The 20,158-nt window shown below is 60.1% G+C and carries 21 protein-coding genes; 11 read left to right on the top strand and 10 right to left on the bottom strand.

Annotated elements, in window-relative coordinates; translation table 11 throughout:
- Positions 1–258: 258 nt before the first annotated feature.
- From coxB to CAG47_RS03360, 4 genes are all read left to right on the top strand, one after another.
- Entirely contained in the window at positions 259–1,386 is a 1,128-nt protein-coding gene (gene coxB / locus CAG47_RS03375; RefSeq protein WP_085723500.1) for a cytochrome c oxidase subunit II, read from the top strand.
- An 82-nt stretch (positions 1,387–1,468) separates the two neighbouring features.
- Positions 1,469–3,061 (top strand): cytochrome c oxidase subunit I, encoded by a 1,593-nt coding sequence (gene ctaD, locus CAG47_RS03370; protein WP_008002232.1) that lies wholly within the window; start codon positions 1,469–1,471, stop codon positions 3,059–3,061.
- A 135-nt stretch (positions 3,062–3,196) separates the two neighbouring features.
- On the top strand, positions 3,197–3,748 hold the full coding sequence (locus tag CAG47_RS03365; protein ID WP_085723499.1) for a cytochrome c oxidase assembly protein: 552 nt from the start codon (positions 3,197–3,199) through the stop codon (positions 3,746–3,748).
- A gap of 25 nt (positions 3,749–3,773) precedes the next feature.
- Positions 3,774–4,661 carry a cytochrome c oxidase subunit 3 gene (locus CAG47_RS03360; RefSeq protein ID WP_085723498.1) on the top strand — a complete coding sequence of 296 codons (888 nt, stop codon included), beginning with the start codon at positions 3,774–3,776 and terminating at the stop codon, positions 4,659–4,661.
- Between the two features lie 19 nt (positions 4,662–4,680).
- Here CAG47_RS03360 and CAG47_RS03355 read toward each other — a convergent pair whose 3' ends face one another.
- Positions 4,681–4,884 (bottom strand): twin transmembrane helix small protein, encoded by a 204-nt coding sequence (locus tag CAG47_RS03355; RefSeq protein ID WP_085723497.1) that lies wholly within the window; start codon positions 4,882–4,884, stop codon positions 4,681–4,683.
- A 71-nt stretch (positions 4,885–4,955) separates the two neighbouring features.
- Here CAG47_RS03355 and CAG47_RS03350 point away from each other — a divergent pair, with 71 nt between their 5' ends.
- Genes CAG47_RS03350 through CAG47_RS03330 form a run of 5 tightly spaced genes read left to right on the top strand, consistent with a single transcriptional unit; the run spans position 4,956 to position 8,858 of the window.
- The gene (locus tag CAG47_RS03350; RefSeq protein WP_085723496.1) at positions 4,956–5,696 is read left to right on the top strand and encodes an SURF1 family protein; all 741 of its coding nucleotides are present in this window, start codon (positions 4,956–4,958) and stop codon (positions 5,694–5,696) included.
- Positions 5,662–6,255, top strand: coding sequence for a hypothetical protein (locus CAG47_RS03345; protein WP_085723495.1), 594 nt, complete (start codon positions 5,662–5,664; stop codon positions 6,253–6,255). Before CAG47_RS03350 ends, CAG47_RS03345 begins: the two co-directional genes overlap by 35 nt.
- Before the next feature lie 10 nt (positions 6,256–6,265).
- Entirely contained in the window at positions 6,266–7,339 is a 1,074-nt protein-coding gene (locus tag CAG47_RS03340; protein WP_085723494.1) for a heme A synthase, read from the top strand.
- Complete coding sequence (cyoE, locus tag CAG47_RS03335) at positions 7,327–8,226, top strand: heme o synthase (protein ID WP_085723493.1); 900 nt, start codon at positions 7,327–7,329, stop codon at positions 8,224–8,226. The genes CAG47_RS03340 and cyoE overlap by 13 nt, the downstream gene beginning before the upstream one ends.
- Positions 8,223–8,858, top strand: coding sequence for an SCO family protein (locus CAG47_RS03330; protein WP_085723492.1), 636 nt, complete (start codon positions 8,223–8,225; stop codon positions 8,856–8,858). The genes cyoE and CAG47_RS03330 overlap by 4 nt, the downstream gene beginning before the upstream one ends.
- 165 nt (positions 8,859–9,023) lie before the next feature.
- On the opposite strand, the gene CAG47_RS03325 is transcribed toward CAG47_RS03330, so the two are convergent.
- From CAG47_RS03325 to zur, 7 genes are all read right to left on the bottom strand, one after another.
- Positions 9,024–9,797 carry a MetQ/NlpA family ABC transporter substrate-binding protein gene (locus CAG47_RS03325; RefSeq protein ID WP_085723491.1) on the bottom strand — a complete coding sequence of 258 codons (774 nt, stop codon included), beginning with the start codon at positions 9,795–9,797 and terminating at the stop codon, positions 9,024–9,026.
- A 75-nt stretch (positions 9,798–9,872) separates the two neighbouring features.
- Entirely contained in the window at positions 9,873–10,547 is a 675-nt protein-coding gene (locus CAG47_RS03320) for a methionine ABC transporter permease (protein ID WP_008002212.1), read from the bottom strand.
- Positions 10,547–11,554: a methionine ABC transporter ATP-binding protein gene (locus CAG47_RS03315; protein ID WP_085723490.1), complete on the bottom strand. Its 1,008-nt coding sequence runs from the start codon at positions 11,552–11,554 to the stop codon at positions 10,547–10,549. Before CAG47_RS03315 ends, CAG47_RS03320 begins: the two co-directional genes overlap by 1 nt.
- 294 nt (positions 11,555–11,848) lie before the next feature.
- Positions 11,849–12,565: a PA5502 family lipoprotein gene (locus tag CAG47_RS03310; protein WP_085723489.1), complete on the bottom strand. Its 717-nt coding sequence runs from the start codon at positions 12,563–12,565 to the stop codon at positions 11,849–11,851.
- Between the two features lie 37 nt (positions 12,566–12,602).
- Complete coding sequence (gene znuB, locus CAG47_RS03305) at positions 12,603–13,391, bottom strand: zinc ABC transporter permease subunit ZnuB (protein ID WP_085723488.1); 789 nt, start codon at positions 13,389–13,391, stop codon at positions 12,603–12,605.
- A complete protein-coding gene (znuC, locus tag CAG47_RS03300) occupies positions 13,384–14,169 on the bottom strand; it encodes a zinc ABC transporter ATP-binding protein ZnuC (RefSeq protein WP_085723487.1) in 786 nt (261 codons plus the stop codon). Before znuC ends, znuB begins: the two co-directional genes overlap by 8 nt.
- A complete protein-coding gene (zur, locus tag CAG47_RS03295; RefSeq protein ID WP_085723486.1) occupies positions 14,169–14,651 on the bottom strand; it encodes a zinc uptake transcriptional repressor Zur in 483 nt (160 codons plus the stop codon). The genes znuC and zur overlap by 1 nt, the downstream gene beginning before the upstream one ends.
- A 66-nt stretch (positions 14,652–14,717) precedes the next feature.
- Here zur and CAG47_RS03290 point away from each other — a divergent pair, with 66 nt between their 5' ends.
- On the top strand, positions 14,718–15,638 hold the full coding sequence (locus CAG47_RS03290; RefSeq protein WP_177408911.1) for a zinc ABC transporter substrate-binding protein: 921 nt from the start codon (positions 14,718–14,720) through the stop codon (positions 15,636–15,638).
- A 106-nt stretch (positions 15,639–15,744) separates the two neighbouring features.
- Here CAG47_RS03290 and CAG47_RS03285 read toward each other — a convergent pair whose 3' ends face one another.
- Both CAG47_RS03285 and CAG47_RS03280 read right to left on the bottom strand, forming a co-directional pair.
- Complete coding sequence (locus tag CAG47_RS03285) at positions 15,745–16,695, bottom strand: homoserine kinase (protein ID WP_085723484.1); 951 nt, start codon at positions 16,693–16,695, stop codon at positions 15,745–15,747.
- A 60-nt stretch (positions 16,696–16,755) separates the two neighbouring features.
- Positions 16,756–17,043, bottom strand: a complete 288-nt coding sequence (locus CAG47_RS03280) for a DUF2782 domain-containing protein (RefSeq protein ID WP_085723483.1) — start codon at positions 17,041–17,043, stop codon at positions 16,756–16,758.
- Between the two features lie 74 nt (positions 17,044–17,117).
- Between CAG47_RS03280 and polA the strand changes: the two genes are divergently transcribed.
- Complete coding sequence (gene polA / locus CAG47_RS03275) at positions 17,118–19,922, top strand: DNA polymerase I (RefSeq protein WP_085723482.1); 2,805 nt, start codon at positions 17,118–17,120, stop codon at positions 19,920–19,922.
- Positions 19,923–20,158: the final 236 nt, after the last annotated feature.

The raw sequence follows: 20,158 nt of genomic DNA, 5'->3' as shown, positions 1-20,158 counted from the left end.
TATCGGCGTGCCACCACTCGCCTGCATCCTTCTCCATTCGTGCCCTGCAATGCAAGTTAATGCTGTTTCATCCGATTTACGCCTTCGCGTTGCGAGGTCGGAGGTGCTGTCTATACTCGGGGTGGAATGGAGTTAGCTGATGACGCCCGACTGCATATGCAGCAAGGCCCGGCAATTCAAGTTCGTAGTCTGATGCAGCCGCTCCCTTGCCGCAGGTGAAAGCCGGCGGGATAACAAGAACGATAAGGGGAACCCGCAATGATGCGACATCCACATGTCTGGATGGGCCTCCTGTTGTGGTCGATTTTCAGTCAGGCGCAAGCGGCCTGGACTGTGAATATGGCGCCTGGAGCGACCGAAATCAGTCACGCAGTATTCGACCTGCACATGACCATTTTCTGGATCTGTGTGGTGATCGGCATCATCGTTTTTGGTGCCATGTTCTGGTCGATGATTCTCCACCGCCGCTCGACCGGGCAGGTGGCCGCCAAATTTCATGAAAGCACCACCGTTGAAATCCTCTGGACCATCGTGCCCTTCCTGATCCTGGTGGCCATGGCGGTTCCCGCTACCGCGACCCTGATCAAGATGTACGACTCAAGCGAGCCGGAGGTCGATATCCAGATCACCGGTTACCAGTGGAAGTGGCATTACAAATACCTGGGCCAGGACGTTGAGTTCTTCAGCAACCTGACCACCCCCCAGGAGCAAATCCACAACAAGGAAGCCAAGGGCGAGCACTACCTGCTTGAAGTCGACAAGCCCCTGGTGCTGCCGGTTGGCACCAAGGTGCGCTTCCTGGTGACCTCCGCCGATGTAATCCACTCCTGGTGGGTGCCGGCTTTCGCGGTCAAGCGCGATGCGATCCCGGGCTTCGTCAATGAAGCCTGGACCCGCATCGACAAGCCCGGCATCTACCGTGGCCAGTGCGCCGAGTTGTGCGGCAAGGATCACGGCTTCATGCCGACCGTGGTCGAGGTCAAGGAAAAGGCCGATTACGAAAAATGGCTGGCTGATCGCAAGGTCGAAGCTGCACAGCTCAAAGAGCTGACCAGCAAGGAATGGACGCTCGACGAGCTCAAGGATCGCGGCGACAAGATCTACCACACCACCTGCGTGGCCTGTCACCAGGCCGAAGGCCAGGGCCTGCCGCCGATGTTCCCGGCGCTCAAGGGCTCGAAAATAGCCACCGGACCGAAAGACGCCCACCTGAGCATTGTCTTCCACGGCAAGCCCGGCACCGCGATGGCGGCGTTCGGCAAGCAACTCTCGGAAGTCGATATCGCGGCGGTCGTGACCTATGAACGTAATGCCTGGGGCAACAACAAGGGCGACATGGTCACGCCTAAAGAAGTGCTGGAGCTGAAACAGGCGGAAAGCAAATGACCCGGTCCATTGCACGCGTAAGGAACCGGTCGGGGCTACGCATCCCGACCTGCCCAGCCCATCTGTTTGCAGGAGACAGGACATGACTGCTGTAATCGATGAACATGTTCATACCGCCACCGACCACGCCCACGGCCCCGCCAAAGGCTTGATGCGCTGGGTGCTGACTACCAACCACAAGGATATCGGTACGCTGTACCTGTGGTTTGCGTTCTCCATGTTCCTGCTCGGTGGCTCGTTCGCGATGGTGATTCGCGCCGAGCTGTTCCAGCCGGGGTTGCAAATCGTCCAGCCGGAATTCTTCAACCAGATGACCACCATGCACGGCCTGGTGATGGTCTTCGGTGCGGTGATGCCGGCCTTCGTCGGCCTCGCCAACTGGATGATCCCGCTGATGATCGGCGCGCCGGACATGGCCCTGCCGCGAATGAACAACTTCAGCTTCTGGTTGTTGCCAGCGGCGTTCCTGCTGCTGGTTTCGACCCTGTTCACTTCTGGCGGCGGGCCGAACTTCGGCTGGACTTTCTATGCTCCGCTATCGACGACTTATGCGCCGGAAAGCGTGACTTTTTTCATCTTCGCCATTCACTTGATGGGGATCAGTTCGATCATGGGGGCGATCAACGTGATCGCGACCATCCTCAACCTGCGCGCCCCCGGCATGACGTTGATGAAAATGCCACTGTTCGTCTGGACCTGGCTGATCACCGCGTTCCTGTTGATTGCGGTAATGCCGGTACTGGCCGGTTGCGTGACGATGATGCTGATGGACATTCACTTCGGCACCAGCTTCTTCAGTGCCGCCGGTGGCGGTGACCCGGTGCTGTTCCAGCATGTGTTCTGGTTCTTCGGTCACCCCGAGGTGTACATCATGATCCTGCCGGCGTTCGGTGCTGTCAGCTCGATCATTCCGGCCTTTTCGCGCAAGCCACTGTTTGGCTACACATCGATGGTCTACGCCACGGCGAGTATCGCGTTCCTGTCGTTCATCGTCTGGGCGCACCACATGTTCGTGGTCGGCATTCCGCTGGTGGGCGAGTTGTTCTTCATGTACGCCACGCTGCTGATTGCGGTGCCAACGGGCGTGAAGGTGTTCAACTGGGCCAGCACCATGTGGCAAGGCTCGCTGACCTTCGAGACGCCGATGCTGTTCGCCGTGGCATTCGTGATCCTGTTCTCCATTGGCGGTTTCTCCGGGTTGATGCTGGCCATCGCCCCGGCGGATTTCCAGTACCAGGACACCTACTTCGTAGTCGCGCACTTCCACTATGTGCTGGTCCCGGGGGCGATTTTCGGGATCTTCGCCTCGGCCTACTACTGGCTGCCGAAATGGACCGGCCACATGTACGACGAAACCTTGGGCAAGCTGCATTTCTGGCTGTCGTTCATCGGTATGAACATGGCTTTCTTCCCGATGCACTTCGTGGGCCTGGCGGGCATGCCTCGGCGGATTCCGGACTACAACCTGCAATTTGCCGATTTCAACATGGTTTCCTCGATTGGCGCGTTCATGTTCGGTGCGACGCAGATCTTCTTCCTGTTCATCGTGATCAAGACCATTCGCGGCGGCCCCCCGGCACCGGCCAAACCGTGGGATGGGGCTGAAGGCCTGGAGTGGAGCATCCCGTCGCCAGCGCCGTATCACACCTTCACCACGCCGCCGGAAGTGAAATGAACACCCACCCTGTAGGAGCGAGCATGCTCGCGATGAACCCGAGAACTCCGCGGGGTGTCAGGCAGCCAGTGTCAGTGTTGGCGACCATCGCGAGCATGCTCGCTCCTAAAGGGGACGGTGCGAAGAGGAAGAGCCATGGCTGACTCTATTTCTTTGAAGAAACTGGTCACGCGTTTACTGACCGTGGTGGTGGCGATGTTTGTGTTCGGGTTTGCGCTGGTGCCGATCTACGACGTGATGTGCAAGGCCTTCGGCATCAACGGCAAGACCGCCGGGCAGTACGAGGGTGAGCAAACGGTCGATACCTCGCGGCAGGTGCGTGTGCAGTTTCTGTCGACCAACTCTGCCGACATGCCCTGGGACTTTTACCCCAAGCATGATCAATTGACCGCTAACCCAGGTGCGGTGAACGAAATGATCTTCATCGCCCACAACCCCACCGACCGGCCAATGAGCGCGCAAGCCGTGCCGAGTATCGCGCCCAGCACCGCGGCGGCGTACTTCCACAAGACCGAATGTTTCTGCTTTACCCAGCAAGTGCTGCAGCCCGGTCAGCGGATCGAGATGCCGGTACGTTTCATCGTTGACCGTGACATGCCCAAGGATGTGAAGCACCTGACGCTGTCTTACACGCTGTTCGATATCACCGCCCGACATCCACCGGTAGCTGTAAACACTGGCGGCTGAGCGTGCCCGATAAGGAGAACAATAAATGGCAACTCATGAACATTATTACGTTCCCGCCCAGAGCAAATGGCCGATCGTCGCCACGCTCGGCTTGGTCATCACCGTCTACGGCCTGGCCACCTGGTTCAATGATCTGAAAGCGGCGCGCCCGGAATCCCACGGACCGCTGATCTTTTTCGTCGGCGGGCTGCTGCTGGCCTACATGTTGTTCGGCTGGTTCGGCACGGTGATCAAGGAAAGTCGCGCAGGCTTGTACAGCGCACAGATGGATCGCTCGTTCCGCTGGGGCATGAGCTGGTTCATTTTCTCGGAGGTGATGTTCTTCATCGCCTTTTTTGGCGCGCTGTTTTATGTGCGTCACGTCTCCGGGCCTGCGCTCGGCGGCGAGGGCACCAAGGGCATTGCACACATGCTGTGGCCGAACTTCGAATTTGTCTGGCCGTTGTTGAACAACCCCGACTCGAAACTGTTTCCGCCGCCCAAGGAAGTCATCAGCCCCTGGGGCCTGCCGCTGCTCAACACTGTGTTGCTGGTCAGTTCCAGCGTGACCGTGACCATCGCCCACCACGCCTTGAAAAAGGGCCATCGCGGCGCACTGAAACTCTGGCTGGCGCTCACCGTATTGCTGGGTTGTGCGTTCCTCACCTTCCAGGCCGAAGAATACATGCACGCCTATCACGAGCTGGGCCTGACCCTGGGTTCGGGCATCTACGGCGCGACGTTCTTCATGCTCACCGGGTTCCACGGCGCCCATGTGACCATCGGCACCATCATCCTCTTCGTGATGCTGATGCGGATCATGCGGGGGCACTTCGACAGCGAGCACCAGTTCGGCTTCGAAGCGGCAAGCTGGTACTGGCACTTCGTGGATGTGGTGTGGATCGGGTTGTTCGTTTTCGTCTATGTGCTTTAAAGCAGTTGGCAGGAGCGAGCTACCAGGGGGCATGAGAAACCAGCTGGCCGCTGAAAAAGCCCCAGGCGATCAGGCCGAGGGTAATGGCGGCCAGTGTCACTCGCACACTCAAGGCAATGACGAGGCGGTTTGAGCTGCTGTCGTCCTTGACCAGAAAAAACAGGCCGCTGAACAGGCTGACAACCGTGGCAATCAGCATCAGGACGATGGCTGCTTTGAGCATGGTGTGACTCCGGGGGGACAAGCGATGCATATGAGTATAGCTATCGCGATGACCGACTTTCTGGCGATGCCATGAAGTGTTTTCGGCCGGGTATCGTGCCAACGCTGGTGGTGGCGCTGTTGCTGCCGTTGCTGGTGTGCCTGGGGTTCTGGCAATTGAGCCGGGGGGCGGAGAAAAGCGCGCTGCTGCAAAACTATGCCGAACGCCGCGCGGCCGTGCCGATGGCCAGCACCGAGTTGCAATACACCACTGATCCGGCCTTTCGCCGGGTGCGTTTGCATGGCCAGTTCGATGCCGAACACAGCCTGCTGCTGGACAATAGCCAACGCAACGGCCGAGTCGGCGTCGAGTTGTTGCAACCGTTCCATGATCAGGCCACCGGGCTTTGGCTGTTGGTCAATCGCGGCTGGCTGCCATGGCCGGAGCGCCGCATACCCCCACAATTCAAGACCCCTGCCGAGGTAGTCAGCCTCGATGCGTGGGTCTACGTTTCTCCCGGTGCGACCTTCCAACTGCACGCAGATCCGACGACGTCTACATGGCCGAAGCTAATTACGGCCGTCGAGCCGGCCAGCCTTTGGAGGGCGCTGAACCGCGAAGGTTTTGCCTACGAATTACGCGCTGAAACCAGCCCGGCCACCTATCAGGCCGACTGGCCAGTAATCGCCATGGGCCCGGAAAAACACATTGCTTATGCCGTGCAGTGGTTCGCCATGGCGATTGCCCTGTTCGGTCTTTATCTCTATCTCGGCTGGCACAACGCAAAGGAGAAACACCATGGGAGCGGCCATGAATCCACCCAGCATGTCTGAGGCGAAACCGTCGGTGAACCGGCGCAAGGGCCGCTTGCAACTGCTGCTGATCCTGCTCGGGGTGATCGGTCCGATGATCCTCGCCACCGGCATGTACAAGCTGAATTTCTGGGTGCCCGAGGGCCGCAGTTATCACGGCGAACTGATCGGCAACGGCCAGAGCCGCGCGGACATCGGTGTACAGGCACAGGAGGATCGCTGGCAGATACTGGTGACGGCGCCCAAGGATTGCGCGGTGGACTGCCAGCAACTGGTGTATCTGGCGCGGCAGATCCAGATCGGCCTGGGGCGCGACGCGTCCCGCGCCAGCCATGCATTGGCCGCCGCGCAGGCGCTGAACAGCGATTACGAGACTAAACTTCAACGCGAGTACCCGCAGTTGCAGCGCTATTCACTGGACTTGCCGACCTACATCAAAGGCGCTCAGAGCAATGACGCGCCACACCTTTGGATCATCGACCCTCACGGCAATCTGGTGCTGCGCTATGACCCTTCGGTCAAGGGCAAGGACCTGCTCAACGACCTGCGTCACCTGCTGAAACTGTCGAATATCGGATAAGGGCATCGTCATGGCCAAACCTGGATTTCGCCTCGCGTTGTTTGCCACTTTGCTGGCGCTGATTGTGGTGTTGCTTGGCGCCTATACCCGCCTGACCCACGCAGGCCTCGGCTGCCCGGACTGGCCCGGCTGCTACGGCTTCATCAGCGTACCGAAAAGCGAAGCCCAACTGGCCCATGCCGAATTGCATTTCCCGGACACTCCGGTCGAGGCCCACAAGGGCTGGAACGAGATGATCCACCGTTACTTCGCCGGCACGCTGGGGCTGTTGATCGCAGTGCTGGCAGCGCGTGCGTGGATGCATCGCCGCCATCCGGGGCAGCCGGTGAAGTTGCCGTTGTTTCTGTTGGCGGTGGTCTTTGGCCAGGCCGCGTTTGGCATGTGGACGGTCACGCTCAAGCTTTGGCCGCAGGTAGTCACCGGGCATCTGCTTGGCGGTTTCGCGACCTTGAGTCTGTTGTTTTTGTTGACCTTGCGCCTGTCCGGCGTACTGCCGGCGCTGACCGTGCCACGACGTTTGCAGCACTGGGCGACGGCGGGGTTGCTGTTGGTGATCGGGCAAATCGCGCTCGGTGGCTGGGTCAGTTCCAATTACGCCGCCGTAGCCTGTATCGACTTTCCCACCTGTCATGGTCAGTGGTTGCCACCGGCCGACTTCGCCAACGGTTTCCACCTGACCCAACACATTGGCCCGAACTATCTTGGCGGCCAACTGGACAGCGATGCCCGTACGGCTATCCACCTGACCCATCGTATCGGTGCGTTGTTGGTCACCCTGGTGTTGCTCGGTCTGGCCTGGCAATTGAAAGTGGTCGGCATGACGCGCCTGGCAGGCCTGGTGCTGGTCGCCCTTGGCGCACAAATCACCCTCGGCATCAGCAATGTGCTGTTTCATCTGCCGCTGCCGGTGGCCGTCGCGCATAACGCGGGCGGCGCGGCGTTGTTGCTGACCATGGTGCTGGTCAATTACCACGCCCGAACCAGTCTGGTTCGGGTCAAGCAGCCAACGCGCTGGCGTTTCAGTCCGCGTAAACACTCAGCCGGGCCCATAACAATAAAAGGAGAGATGCCATGGCGATTCTGATCGGCGAACGTCCCAGTCAGGCGATCTGGCGTGACTACCTGGAGCTGACCAAACCCAAGGTCGTGGTGCTGATGCTCATCACTTCACTGGTGGGGATGTTTCTTGCGACCCGCGCCGGTGTGCCGTGGACGGTACTGATTTTCGGCAACCTGGGCATCGCCCTGTGTGCTGGTGGCGCGGCGGCGGTCAATCATGTGGTGGATCGGCGTATTGACGCGGTGATGGCGCGCACCCACAAACGGCCGCTCGCCGAAGGCCGGGTTTCGCCGACCGCCGCGCTGACGTTCGCGTTGCTGTTGGCGGCCCTTGGGCAAGCCATGCTGCTGGCGTTCACCAACCCGCTGACCGCGTGGCTGACCCTCGCCTCGTTGCTCGGCTACGCCGTGATCTACACCGGATTCCTCAAGCGTGCGACCCCGCAGAATATCGTCATCGGTGGTCTGGCCGGTGCAGCACCGCCGTTGCTCGGCTGGACCGCCGCCACCGGTCACGTCAGCGCTGAACCGCTGCTGCTGGTACTGATCATCTTCGCCTGGACCCCTCCGCACTTCTGGGCGTTGGCGATCCATCGCAAGGAGGAATACGCCAAGGCCGACATCCCGATGCTGCCGGTTACCCATGGCGAGCACTACACCAAGGTTCATATCCTGCTTTATACCTTCGCGTTGCTCGCCGTCAGCCTGATGCCCTACGTGATCCACATGAGCGGTACGCTCTACCTGGTGTGTGCGCTCGGGCTGGGGGCGCGGTTTCTGCATTGGGCCGTGGTGTTGTACCGTGGCACTCGGCCGCACGCGGCGATCAACACGTTCAAGTACTCTATTTACTACTTGTTCCTGCTGTTTATCGCCCTGCTCGTAGACCACTACTTATTGTTGATCCTATGACTCGAACCCAGAAAACCGTCTTCATTCTCGTCGCCCTGGTCGCACTGATCCTGGGCCTGACCGTCAACAAGGTGTTGTCCGGGAAAAACCAGGGCGACCCGACGGCGCTGATCGACGCCGGCATCATTATGCTGCCGCAGAGCCGTAACCTGCCGGATGTGACGATGACCAATCAGGACGGCCAGCCGGTCACGATCAATGAATTGAAAGGCAAGTGGAGCCTGCTGTTCTTCGGCTATACCTTCTGCCCGGACATCTGCCCGACCACCCTCGCCCAACTTCGGCAGATCAAGAGCGAGTTGCCGCCCGAGGCTGTGGATAAACTGCAAATCGTACTGGTCAGTGTCGACCCCAATCGCGATACACCCACACAGCTCAAGCAATACCTGGGCTACTTCGACCCGCAATTCGTCGGCCTGACTGCGACGTCGACCGAGGAGCTGCAAAAGTTCGCCAACGCGGTGAGCATTCCGTTCATTCCGGCGGACACCAGCAAGGCGAACTACACCGTCGATCACAGCGGCAACCTCGCGGTGATCGGACCGGATGGAACGCAGCGTGGCTTCATCCGTGCACCGTTGAACAATGCGAAGCTGGTGGCGCAGTTGCCGGTGATGCTCAAGCGCGACTGATCGACGCCAACCCCCCTGTAGGAGCGAGCCTGCTCGCGATGGTGTATCAGATACAGAGGTGCCGACTGACACTCCATCGCGAGCAGGCTCGCTCCTACAAAGGGCGCTGATACAGGCACAAAAAAGGGCGCATTGAATGCGCCCTTTTTTCGTTACAGCAATGGATCAGAACGCCGGCACAACCGCGCCTTTGTACTTCTCGATAATGAAGGCCTTCACTTCCGGGCTGTGCAGGGCAGCGACCAGTTTCTTCATCGCTTCGCCGTCCTTGTCATCCGGGCGAGCCACCAGGATGTTCACGTACGGCGAGTCGCTGCCTTCGATGAACAGCGCGTCCTTGGACGGATCAAGCTTGGCTTCCAGCGCGTAGTTGGTATTGATCAGCGCCAGGTCGACCTGGGTCAGCACGCGCGGGATGGTCGCGGCTTCCAGTTCACGGATTTTCAGGTTTTTCGGGTTCTCGGTGATGTCTTTCACGGTCGACAGGATGTTGTTCGAGTCCTTCAGCTTGATCAGACCGGCCTTGGCCATCAGCAACAGCGCACGACCGCCGTTGGTGGCATCGTTCGGGATCACTACGGTAGCAGTGCCTGGCAGTTCATCCAGCTTCTTGTACTTGCTGGAGTAGGCGCCCAGGGGCTCCAGGTGCACGCCGGCGACGGAAACCAGATTTGTACCCTTGGCCTTGTTGAACTCATCCAGGTACGGCTGGTGCTGGAAGAAGTTGGCGTCCAGGCGCTTTTCCGCGACCTGTACGTTCGGCTGGATGTAGTCAGTGAATACCTTGACCTTCAGGTCCACGCCTTCTTTGGCCAGGGTCGGCTTCACGAACTCGAGGATCTCGGCGTGCGGAACCGGAGTAGCCGCGACGGTCAGGGTGTCGGCTGCGTGGGCCGAGAATGCGGCAACAGCAGCGAAGGCGACGAGTAGTTTTTTCATTCAGCTAACTCCTTGTGGGTGCTTGCTGGCGGGCGCCGCTTTCCGGTGCCTGCCAGCGAACGGCCGGCTCATGTCTTATTTACGGGAGAAATGCACAACCAGTTTGTCACCGACGGTCTGCAGCACCTGGACCAATACCAGAAGCAGTACCACCGTCACGACCATCACATCGGTCTGGAAACGCTGGTAACCGAAGCGGATCGCCAGGTCACCCAGACCCCCGGCGCCGACGACACCGGCCATCGCCGTGTAGGACACCAGTGTAATTGCTGTCACCGTAATCGCCGCGAAGATGCCTGGGCGAGCCTCCGGCAACAACGCGTTGGTGATGATCTGCCGGGTGGTCGCGCCCATGGCCTGGGTCGCCTCGATGATGCCGCGATCGACTTCACGCAGGGCGGTTTCCACCAGGCGGGCGAAGAACGGCGTGGCGCCTACCACCAGCGGCGGAATCGCACCCGCGACACCGAGGGACGTGCCGGTGATCAACACGGTGAACGGAATCATCACGATCAACAGGATGATGAACGGCAGCGAACGCAGAATGTTCACCACCAGCGACAACATGGCATAGACGCCTTTGGCTTCCAGCAACTGGCGCGGGCTGCACAAGAACAGCAGCACACCAAGCGGCAAGCCGAGTAGCACGGTGAACAACAGCGAACCGCCGAGCATCAGCAGGGTGTCGCCGGTGGCCAGCCAGATTTCGAACCAGTCGATGTTGGCGAAGAAACTTGTCAGGGCTTCCATTAGCGCAGCACCTCCATGTGGACGTCGGCCGCGGTGAAGCGGGCAAACGCCGCCTCCATGTCACCACCGGTGACGGCCAGAGTCAGTTGCCCATAGGGAATGTCTTTGATGCGGTCGATACGACCGGCCAGGATGCTGTAGTCCACACCCGTTTCGCGGGCGACGGTGCCCAATAACGGCGCGTAGGTCGCTTCGCCCTGGAAGGTCAGGCGCACGATGCGACCGGGCACGTGAGCGAAGTCGTCGCGCTGTTCGTTTTCGTCGATCTGCTCGTCTTCTTGCACGAAGCGTTTGGTGGTCGGGTGCTTCGGGTGCAGGAACACCTCGGCCACCGAGCCTTGTTCGACGATCATGCCGGCGTCCATCACGGCTACCTGATCGCAGACTCGGCGGATCACGTCCATCTCGTGGGTAATCAGCACGATGGTCAATTTCAGCTCGCGGTTGATCTCGGCCAGCAATTGCAGCACCGATGCGGTGGTTTGCGGGTCGAGGGCGCTGGTGGCTTCATCGCACAGCAGGATTTTCGGCTTGGTCGCCAGGGCGCGGGCAATGCCCACGCGCTGCTTTTGTCCGCCGGACAGTTGCGCCGGGTACTTTTTCGCGTGGTCGGACAAACCGACCCGCGCCAGCAATTCGGCCACGCGCGAGTCGATTTCGCTGCGCGACAACTCGCCGGCCAGGGTCAATGGCAGTGCGACGTTGTCGGCGACAGTCTTGGAGGCCAGCAGGTTGAAATGCTGGAAAATCATCCCGACCTGCTGACGGAAGCGGCGCAGGCCATTGGCGTCGAGCGCGGTGACTTCTTCACCGTCGACGGTGATCTTGCCGCCACTGGCGTTTTCCAGGCGATTGATCAGGCGCAGCAGGGTACTTTTTCCGGCGCCGGAATGACCGATCAAGCCGAAAACCTGCCCGTTCTCAATCGTCAGACTGGTTGGATGCAGGGCGGGGATTTCCTTACCGGCGACGCGGTAGGTTTTATGGACGTTTTGAAACTCGATCACGTAGCGAACCTTGTGGGGCGCGTTGGAAAAGGGTCAGCGGTTAGCCGGGCGCGCATTTTAGCCTGTCTGTATAGAGGTTCTTAGCATTTATTTCGCATTTGTCCTGTCATTTGGCAATAACGCGATCAAAGGTCAGAAAAAGGAACGGCTGTAGAAGCTCACCCAAGGCCGAAGGCAACTTCGACCTGCTGGGCAGCATCGGACTTGGCACAGGGAGGCGAAGGCCAAGGCGATACCGGCCTGAGAGTTTTATTGCCAGACTGGATGCCATCGCGGGCGAGCCCGCGATGCTTTTCAGGGTTTACGCGGAGTCAAAACCATCTGCGCCGGGACACTGCGCAAAATCTGCCGATCAAGCTTCAGGTCAAACGCAGGATCGAGCTTCTTGACCCGTTTGGTCAGCAAGTTAGCCAGCCAAGGGTAATCATCGGTACGCGGCGCCTGAATGCTTACGTCGCACTGAAAATTCACCACATCGGCGGCGATAGCGTCCAGTTGGCGACGCAGTTTGCCCATATCGTTGATATTCAGTACGAGCGCGGTGCTTTCGGCCGTTAGATCGATGACCTTGGCTTTTGGCTTGGCCTCGGCAGCCTTGAGGGCGGCTTCGGCTTTTTCCAGCTCGGCCTTGCGCGCCTGGGCAATCGAGCCGTTGACGCCGCCGGTCAGTGCCGGAGCCTTGGGCATCAATGCACGGGCACGACTGAGGGCGGTCGCGGCGGCGTCCACATCGCCCTTTTGCAGCACGATCTGGCTGCGGCGCAGGTAGGCTTCGGCCAGTTGCCGCTGGTACTGCTCAAGGGATGCGTCGTTGGGCGATTCGGCCTGCAAGGCTGCCAGTTGGTCTTCGGCGATGGCCAGTTCATCACTGGCAATGTTTTGTTCCAGCTGTACGATGGCCGTGGCCCGCGCATCGGCGGCCTCGGTGGCCGCCGGTGGCGTGCTTTGGCAGGCACCCAGCAGCAAAGAAAATGCGACAAGGAGCAGATAACGGGAGGCGAACGACTTCATTCCTGCGACTCTCTAATTGCGCAAAAAACGAGCAAGTCTACACCCCTCGACGGGGCAGAACAAAACTCAGCAGAAACAGCGCGGCGGCTGTCACCACAATCGATGGGCCGGCGGGGGTGTCCTTGAACCAGGACAGTGCCAGCCCGCCACACACGGCGAGTATGCCCAGCAGGCTCGCGCCCAGTGCCATCTGCTCCGGCGAGCGGGCGTGGCGTTGTGCCGCCGCGGCCGGGATGATCAGCAACGAAGTGATCAGCAACACGCCGACGATTTTCATCGCCACGGCAATCACCACCGCGATCAACAGCATCAGTGCCAGGCGCAATCCCGCCACGGGCAGGCCTTCGACTCTGGCCAGTTCTTCATGCACCGTGATCGCCAGCAAGGGGCGCCACAAAGCAACCAGCAACACCAGTACCGCAGTGCTTCCGCCAAGGATCCAGGCCAGATCGGTCGGGCTGATCGCCAGCAGGTCACCGAACAGATAGGCCATCAGGTCGATCCGCACTTCGTGCATGAAGCTTAGTACCACCAGGCCCAGAGAGAGCGTGCTGGGTGCGAGAATTCCCAAAAGCGTGTCGGATGCCAATGGCTGACGTTGTTGCAAGGTCACCAGCATCACTGCCAACAGCAAGCAGCCTACGGTGACCGCAACGGTCGGGCTGACATCCAGCAGGAAGCCCAGGGCCACGCCCAGCAGTGCCGCGTGGGACAAGGTGTCGCCGAAGTAGGCCATCCGCCGCCAGACCACGAATGATCCCAGCGGGCCCGCGACGACGGCCAGGGCCAAGCCTGCAAGCAGGGCGTAAAGGAGAAAATCAGCCATGCTTGCAGCTATCTCCGTGAACATGGTTATGGCCCGACGCGGGCCCCTTGACCACCGAGCCATGCAAGTCGTGGGCGTGGTCGTGATGGTGGTGATAAATCGCCAGGCTTTGTGCGTTTTTTCCGAACAGCTCGACAAACGCCGGATCGCCGCTGACCTGTTCGGGATGGCCGGAGCAGCAGACGTGACGATTGAGGCAAACCACCTGATCCGTGGTGCTCATCACCAGATGCAAGTCGTGGGAGACCATCAGCACGCCGCAACCGTGACGGTCGCGCAAGCGGGTGATCAGGCTGTACAGCTCAGCCTGGCCGGCCACGTCGACACCCTGCACCGGTTCGTCGAGTACCAGCAGTTCCGGTTCGCGCAACAAGGCCCGGGCCAGCAACACGCGCTGCATTTCGCCACCGGAAACGCTTTGCACCGGGCTATCGATCACCTGTTCGGCGCCCACTTCCTTGAGTGCCGCCAAGGCCATGGCCCGGTCCACGCCCGGCACCAGGCGCAAGAAACGCAGGACCGACAACGGCAGGGTCGGATCGACATGAAGTTTTTGCGGCATGTAGCCAACCCGCAGTTTCGGCTTGCGCCAGACACTGCCGCTGTCCGGTTTCAACAGGCCGAGCACGGCACGCACCAGGGTTGTCTTGCCGGCGCCGTTGGGACCGATCAGGGTAACGATCTGCCTCGGCTCGACACTCAGCTCGATATTGTCCAGCACCGGTTGCCCGGCGAACGTGACAGCAACCTGCTCAAGACGGATCAGCGCGTTGCTCATCAAGCCTCCTGGCAACCCGAGCAGAGACCGACCACTTCGACGGTCTGGCCCTCGACGACGAACCCGACATCCCTGGCGCTGGCGATGATCGCGTCGCTGATGGATTTTTGCTCAAGTTCGATCGCGGCGTGGCACACACGGCAAATCAGGAACTGACCCTGGTGCGCGTGTTCAGGGTGATTGCAGCCGATGAAGGCGTTGAGCGAGGAGATGCGATGGACCAGGCCGTTTTCCAGCAGGAAATCCAGCGCGCGATAGACCGTCGGCGGCGCGGCACGGCGACCGTCCTGCTCGCTGAGGACCGCGAGAATGTCGTAGGCACCCAAGGGTTTGTGGCTTTGCCACACCAGTTCCAGCACTCGCCGGCGCAACGCGGTCAGGCGCAGGCCTTGACGTGCGCACAGGGCATCGGCCTCGGACAAAGCGCTGTGAACGCAATGCGAGTGGTCGTGGGGGCGACTGGCAATCGGTGTTTTCAGCATGAGCGGCGACGAGTTTTGTGAGAGACGTTATTATATTACCCGTTCTCGCCTCTTTGAGTGGTCATCGTGTCCCGACTTTTTTCTTTCTTTGTCGCATTTATCACAAGTTTTCTACTGATCGGTCCGGCGCAGGCCGAAGTCAAAGTCCTTACCAGCATCAAGCCCCTGCAATTGATTGCTGCGGCCGTGCAGGACGGTGTGGCGATTCCTGAGGTTTTGCTGCCACCAGGGGCCTCGCCGCATAACTATGCGCTGCGTCCTTCCGACGTACGGAAAGTGCAGTCAGTGGACCTGTTGTACTGGATTGGCCCGGACATGGAAGGTTTCCTGCCACGCGTGCTCAATGGGCGTACGCTGCCCAACGTCGCCGTGCAGGATCTACCAGGCATGAAGCTGCGCCGTTTTGCCGAAGATAGCCACTCCCACGCTGAAGAAGCGGACGAACACGACCACGATCACCGCCCGGGCAGCCTGGATGCACACTTGTGGCTGTCACCGGTCAACGCCCGGGTCATCGCCACGAAAATGGCGGCTGACTTGAGTGCCGCCGATCCTGGCAATGCCCCGCGCTATCAGAGCAATCTGAAAGCCTTCGACGAGCGTCTCGATGCGTTGGATGCGCGCCTGAAGAAACGCCTGGCTGATGTTCAGGGCAAGCCTTACTTCGTGTTCCACGAAGCATTCGATTACTTCGAAGACGCCTACGGCCTCAAGCACGTGGGTGTATTCAGCGTCGCGGCCGAAGTGCAACCCGGTGCCCAGCATGTCGCGGCGATGCGCGCACGCTTGCAGGAAGTCGGCAAGACCTGCGTGTTCAGCGAACCACCGCTGCGTCCGCGTCTGGCAGAAACCCTGGTGGCGGGTTTGCCAGTGAAACTGGCTGAACTGGATGCGCTGGGTGGGTATACGCCAGCGACTGCTCAGGGCTATGAGCAGGTAATGGAGAAGCTGGGGAATGATCTGGCGGGGTGTCTGGAGTCGTTGTAATTCGAACATAAGGTGGCGCCCCCATTCGCGAGCAGGCTCGCTCCCACAAGGATCACTGTGAGCCTGTGGGAGCGAGCCTGCTCCGGGCGGCGTTCCGACGAAGCCTTTAAAGGGCGAAAGGCAACGGAGTGCTGACCGTCTGCCGCTGCGCCAGGCGCAGTTGGAACTCCATCGGATCGTGAATCAACACGTCCTGCCCGGCGAACGACTCCGCCGCGATCAAGCGTGACAGCCAGAACCGTACGCAAGCCACCCGCAGCAGGGTCGGCCACAACTCGGCTTCGGCAGCGGTGAACGGTCGCAAGGCCGCGTAAGCGCCGAGCAAGGCCCGCGCTCGCGGCCCATCGATCACGCCATCGTCGTCCGAGCACCAGTCGTTCAAGGCAATCGCTACGTCGTAAAGCATCGGCCCGGAGCAGGCGTTGTAGAAATCGATCAGCCCGGTCAGGTGCGTGCCTTCGAACATTGCGTTGTCGCGAAACAGATCGGCGTGAATGTTCGCCCGCGGCAGTGCCAGGATTTTTTCCTTCTGCCGGGTGATTTCTTCCAGCGCCCGTTGCAGCAGGTCTTTCTGTTCGGTACCGAGGTGCGACAGAAACTGCGTGCCCTCTTCCAGCATCCAGTCCAGGCCGCGATCGGTTTTGCGCTTGATCATGTTGGCCTGGGTCGCCAGGTGCAGATGGCCGAGCAGCTCACCGACCTGCGCGCAATGCTGCGCATTGGCCTGCTTGATGTGCTTGCCGGCAAGGCGCGGTTGCAGCAACGCAGGTTTACCCGCCAGTTCACGCAGGGCCACGCCGTCGGTGGTGCGCAGGGCGTAAGGCACCGGCAGATCGGCGCCGTGCAGCACGTCGAGCAGTTCGATGAAGAACGGCATTTCCTGAACAGGGCCGCGCTCGACCAGGGTCAGGACAAATTCGCCCTGCTCCAGGCTGATAAAGTAATTGGTGTTTTCGCTACCGGCGGCAATCCCCTGGAAATCAAGCAGGCGGCCGAGGCCATAAGGGGCGAGAAAAGCTTCCAGCTCGGGCCGAGCCAGGGGGGTGAACACAGACATGTTTAAACTGCCAGTACGGGCGCCGCTGTTGAGCCAGCGCCGATTAAAGTTAAGGACGACTTACCACTTAAAGATTTCCCACGCCGGAATCAGCATATCCGGGTAATCCGAGCGAACGAAGTTACCTTCTGATCCGTCGGCGCGTACCAGGAAATACGGCTTGCCGCCTTTGGGCGTGACTTTGATCGCATACAGGAAGCCGTTTTGGCGGTATTCCTGGATGAGCTTGTCCCCTTCCGTGCGGATCGTGACTTCTGGCTCCGGTGTCGGCGCATCGTCCGCCGCCATGACGGCCAACGGTGCGATTGCAAACAAGCCAGCCAGCAACAGGCGATTTGGTGTGCGCATGATAACCTTGTCCCTTTGTCGTCAACGGTCCCGCTATTCTAGCGCCGGACCCGCCGAAAAGGTTGATCCTGCTCATGAGCCAAGCCCCCCTCGTCCTGGTGGACGGTTCTTCTTACCTGTATCGCGCCTTTCACGCGCTGCCGCCGCTGACCACGTCCAAAGGCCTGCCGACCGGTGCGGTCAAGGGCGTGTTGAACATGCTCAAGAGCCTGCGCAAGCAGTATCCGCACAGTCCGTTCGCCGTGGTGTTCGACGCCAAGGGTGGGACTTTTCGCGATGACATGTACGCCGAATACAAGGCCAACCGTCCGAGCATGCCTGACGACATGCGCGTGCAGATCGAGCCGCTGCACCAGAGCGTGATCGCCCTGGGCTTCCCGCTGCTGTGCGTCGAAGGCGTCGAGGCCGATGACGTGATCGGCACCCTGGCCCGCAGCAGCGCGGCGGCGGACCGTCCGGTCATCATCTCCACCGGCGACAAGGACATGGCGCAACTGGTCGACGGCCACATTACCTTGGTCAACACCATGACCGGTAGCAGCATGGACGTGGAGGGCGTGAAGGAGAAATTCGGCGTCGCTCCGGAGCAGATCATCGATTATCTGGCGCTCATGGGCGATTCTTCCGACAACATTCCGGGCGTCCCGGGTATCGGCCCGAAGACGGCTTCAGGCCTGCTGGTCGGTGTGAACGGCGGCCTGACCGAGCTCTATGCGCAGCTCGACATCGTGCCGACCTTGCCGATTCGTGGCGCCAAGACCCTGCCGGCCAAGCTCGAAGAGCACAAGGAAATGGCCTTCCTTTCCTATCAGCTGGCAACGATCAAGGTCGACGTGCCGCTGGACATTGGCCTCGATGACCTGCAAATGGGCGCAGAAGATCCGGACAAGCTCTTCGAGCTCTACACCCTGCTGGAGTTCAAGAGCTGGTTGAACGATCTGCAGCGGGATGCCAAGCGTATTGAGCTGAGCAGCGTTGCCGAGCCTGAACCAGCCGTTGACCTGCTCAATACCGCAGAGGCTGAAATTCCTGTCGTGGCCGCCGAGGCCCAATATGAAACGATCCTTGATCAGTCGCGGTTCGATGCCTGGCTGGAAAAACTGAACAACGCCAAGTTGTTTGCCTTCGACACCGAAACCACCGGTATCGATGCGCAGCAGGCGCAACTGGTGGGTCTGTCATTCGCGGTTCAGGCCAACGAAGCGGCCTACATCCCGTTGACTCATTCCTACATCGGCGTCCCGCAACAGCTTGACCGCGACACGGTCCTGCGTGCGCTCAAGCCGATTCTGGAAGACCCGGACAAGCTCAAGGTCGGCCAACACGCCAAGTTCGACATGAACATCCTGGCCAACTGCGCCATCGGCGGCGATCAGGACAACGGAATCACCGTGCGGGGCATCGCCTTCGACACCATGCTCGAGTCCTACGTGCTCAACTCCACGGCTACGCGCCATGACATGGACAGCCTGGCGCAGAAGTATCTGGACCACACCACGGTGAGCTTCCAGGACATCGCCGGCAAAGGCGTGAAACAGCTGACGTTCGACCAGATCGCCCTGGAGCAGGCCGGGCCTTATGCCGCCGAAGATGCGGATATCACCTTGCGCCTGCACCAGACCCTGTTCGAAAAACTCTCGGCCATTCCAAGCCTGGCCAGCGTGCTGACCGACATCGAAATCCCGCTGGTGCCGGTACTGGCGCGAATCGAGCGCCAGGGCGCATTCGTCGACGCAGCCCTGCTGGGTGTGCAAAGCATCGAGCTGGGCGACAAGATGGTTGCGTTGGAGCGTGAAGCCTTCGAGATTGCTGGCGAAGAGTTCAACCTCGGTTCGCCCAAGCAACTTGGCGTGATCCTTTACGAGAAGCTCGGTCTGCCGGTTTTGAAGAAAACCGCCAAGGGCCAGCCGTCCACCGCCGAAGAAGTGTTGGCCAAACTGGCGGAAGACGACTATCGATTGCCGAAAGTGCTCATGGAGTATCGCTCCATGAGCAAGCTGAAAAGCACTTACACCGACCGTCTGCCGGAGCAGATCAACCCGCGTACCGGGCGGATCCATACCTCGTATCACCAAGCGGTAGCGTCCACCGGGCGACTGTCCTCCAGCGATCCGAACCTGCAGAACATCCCGGTGCGCACCGCCGAAGGGCGTCGCATCCGCCAGGCCTTCGTGGCCCCGGCCGGTTACAAGCTGCTGGCGGCGGACTACTCGCAGATCGAACTGCGGATCATGGCGCACCTGTCACGGGATGAAGGGCTGATGAACGCCTTTCGCCACAATCTCGATGTGCACACCGCGACCGCCGCCGAAGTGTTCAAAGTCGAACTGGCCGACGTGACCTCCGACCAGCGCCGCAGTGCCAAGGCGATCAACTTCGGTCTGATCTACGGCATGGGTGCGCAGAAGCTTGGCAAAGACATCGGCGTCGACACCAAGACCGCCAAGGCCTACATCGATACCTACTTCGCCCGCTACCCCGGCGTTCGCCAGTACATGGACCGCACGCGCGCCCAGGCTGCCGAGCAAGGTTATGTCGAGACATTCTTCGGCCGTCGCCTGTACCTGCCGGATATCAACTCCAACAAGCCGCAAGAGCGCGCCGCCGCCGAACGCACAGCGATCAACGCGCCGATGCAAGGCACTGCTGCGGACATCATCAAGAAAGCCATGGTCGCGGTGGATAACTGGCTGACCGCGTCTGGCCTGGACGCCAAAGTCATTTTGCAGGTGCACGATGAGCTGGTGCTCGAGGTGCGTGAGGATCTGGTCGACCAGGTTCGCGATGAAATTCGCGTGCACATGAGCGAGGCGGCGCAACTGGATGTTCCGTTGCTGGTCGAAGTGGGTGTTGGAGATAACTGGGATGAGGCTCATTGAGCCTTCCGAATCGGCGTTTCTGCTGCGGCATAGTGCCGCGGCAGTGGGCGCAGGCAGCTTGGCGCGAAAGGTAATTACATTTATTCCAAAGCTATTTGAAAAAAATCTGAACTAATCTTGCAACTACCACTCAGACGTACTGAATGGCTGGTGAAGCCCTTCGATGCTCCTATGTTGTGTTAAGTGTTGGCAGATATCTGGACCCCGCCCTAGCGGTCTGGAATTTGAACCCCGGA

Source organism: Pseudomonas sp. R37(2017), assembly GCF_002113375.1.
GTDB lineage: Bacteria > Pseudomonadota > Gammaproteobacteria > Pseudomonadales > Pseudomonadaceae > Aquipseudomonas.
Note: the sequence above shows the minus strand (reverse complement) of the source record. Positions and strands in the feature narration are given on the sequence as shown.